Here is a 2,214-nt window from a genome sequence, read left to right on the forward strand (position 1 = left end):
CTTCGAACAGCTTTTCCACTTTACCAATTTCATAACCCGTCTCTTCAATCGCCTCCTTACGGATGCAATCTTCTGGCGTGTCATCGTCAAGCAGCCCGGCGCAGCTTTCAATCAGTTCGCCCGTGGGATTGCCATTGACGTAGGTGGCAATGCGGAACTGACGAATCAGTAGCACGGTGTTTTTATCGCGGTTGTAGAGCAGGATGGTGGCGCCGTTGCCACGGTCATAGACTTCGCGCTTATGACGCACCACTTCGCCGTTGCTGCGCGTCAGTTCGTAGGTGAAGTTGCGCAGGATAAAGTAATTATCTGACAGCAACTTGTCTTTGATGATGTTGATCTTTAACGACATGGCCGCTCCACTGCTTATCTGAGGGAGCCAGAGATAATAGGCGCAAGCGGTGGGGAAAACTATCTGAATTTGTGCGGTTGATGCGCAATAAATTGCGTCATCAATCTCGTGCGGTGATGGGCTGGTCGCCATAAATGCCGTAATGCTTGTCAGTTAAGAACTCTGGTTGCTTATTGATAAGTGGCCTGTCTTTTCTGTGCGGGCTCTGCCGCCACTACTGCCCCCTCTGGGCCGTCCTCGCGCCGCTAAAGCGGTACCTTCGACTTCCACGTCGTGCCGGACGGACCGTTCGCGGATGACCATCCATGGTCGGCCGCGAACTGCCCCACGCCTCCCCGCGTGGGGCTCCTGGCCCAACGTAAAAGTCTCAGCGCTGCGGATAGCCCTGAGTGTGCAGCAGAGACGTCATAGCTTTAAGCAGTGTGCTCTTTTTGACAACCCGCACTGAAGTTGATGAGCCGGCTGGGGCCGCACCGGGGCAGGCATCCGCAGCGCTGAGCTGAGAGAGTATGCCAGGAGAGCCCGCAGGACGCGGGCGAAAGGTGGCGCTGGAACATGGATGTTCCATCGCCACCGGTCCGTATGGCAGACGAGTGAAGTGAAGGTACCGCGTAGCGGCGCGAGGACCGCCTGCCCCGGAGCGGCCCCAGACGGCGTTATCGTCAGTGGCTTAACTGAGAAGCATTACGACATTTATGTCGACCTGGATTTAACATCAAAATCCGTTCGGCTGCTCTTTCATATCCGGCAAATGGTGCGCGATACCCTTGTGACAATCGATACAGGTTTGCCCATCCTGCACCGCTTTGCTGTGCATTTTGGCCGCCACGGTTTTCTGTGCGGTGAAATCCATGTAATCAAAATTGTGACAGTTGCGACACTCCTGCGAATTGTTGTTCTTCATCCTGCGCCATTCGTTCTGCGCAAGTTCGATGCGCGTCTCTTCAAACTTTTGTGGCGTATCGATCAGGCCAAAAATCTTCGCGTAGACCTCTTTGCTGGCCTGCAATTTGCGCAGCATTTTCGGGCCCCACTCGTGTGGCACATGGCAATCCGGGCAGGTGGCACGCACGCCGCTGCGGTTGTTGTAATGCACCGTCTGCATATATTCCTGATACACGTTATTGCGCATTTCGTGGCAGCCAATACAGAACTGCTCGCGGTTAGTCATCTCCATCGCGGTGTTAAATCCACCCCAGAAAATGATGCCGCCGGCAAAGCCCAAAATCAGCAGTGTGCCCAGCGCCAGACGGCTGGGGCGTCGCCACCAGCGCCAGATGCGCAGTAATCTCTCTTTCATGTTCAACCTCATTGCCCAAAACCACTGGCCGGTTTAAAGGTATTTTCCACCACCGGTTTGGCATCGGTTTGCGGCACGTGGCACTGCAAACAGAAGTAACGCCGTGGCGATACGGTGCTACTCACCAGGCCGTCGCGATCGGTAAAGTGCGTAGGACTGACGCGCGGCGCGCCAGTGGTGAGATAGCTTTGCGTGCCGTGGCACTGCAGGCAGCGGTTGACGTTTTTCGTCACCTGATAGCCGTCTACGCTATGCGGGATCACCGGCGGCTGATTCACGTAGTTAAGCGGCTTGCGACTCTGCTCTTTGGGCTGATGAATAGTGCCCTGCTGCGTGGCGGTCACTTCCGGTGACTGATTGAGATTGACACCTTTTTCGGCCCAGACTGCGCCGCCCACCAGCAAGGCGGCTAAAGTGATGAGTGTGTGAAAGAGTTTCATTGCATCCTGCCTTAAATTTTAACCAGCTTGACGGCGCACTTCTTATAATCGGTCTGCTTCGACAGCGGATCGGTGGCATCTAACGTGACGTTATTGGCCAGCACGCCCGCATCGAAGAACGG

At 55.3% G+C, this 2,214-nt stretch carries 4 protein-coding genes; all 4 read right to left on the minus strand.

Translation table 11 applies throughout. The features are described 5' to 3' along the window. Window positions 1-352: NUDIX domain-containing protein (locus tag PSSD_RS25735; RefSeq protein WP_153011524.1), on the minus strand; the 352-nt coding region annotated here is incomplete at its 3' end. A gap of 715 nt (window positions 353-1,067) precedes the next feature. Next, the gene (napC, locus tag PSSD_RS25740) at window positions 1,068-1,652 is read right to left on the minus strand and encodes a cytochrome c-type protein NapC (protein ID WP_039329734.1); all 585 of its coding nucleotides are present in this window, start codon (window positions 1,650-1,652) and stop codon (window positions 1,068-1,070) included. An 8-nt stretch (window positions 1,653-1,660) separates the two neighbouring features. After that, window positions 1,661-2,092 carry a nitrate reductase cytochrome c-type subunit gene (napB, locus tag PSSD_RS25745; protein ID WP_039329736.1) on the minus strand — a complete coding sequence of 144 codons (432 nt, stop codon included), beginning with the start codon at window positions 2,090-2,092 and terminating at the stop codon, window positions 1,661-1,663. Window positions 2,093-2,103: 11 nt separating this feature from the next. Then, window positions 2,104-2,214 (minus strand): nitrate reductase (locus PSSD_RS28555; protein WP_072215045.1); only part of this gene is annotated, 111 nt, incomplete at its 5' end.

This window comes from Type-D symbiont of Plautia stali (assembly GCF_001485335.1).
GTDB lineage: Bacteria > Pseudomonadota > Gammaproteobacteria > Enterobacterales > Enterobacteriaceae > Pantoea > Pantoea vagans_C.

Bases quoted from the DNA above. Each gene is read 5' to 3' on its own strand.
- napC (WP_039329734.1), bottom strand. From the start codon at position 1,652: ATGAAAGAGAGATTACTGCGCATCTGGCGCTGGTGGCGACGCCCCAGC.
- napB (WP_039329736.1), bottom strand. From the start codon at position 2,092: ATGAAACTCTTTCACACACTCATCACTTTAGCCGCCTTGCTGGTGGGC.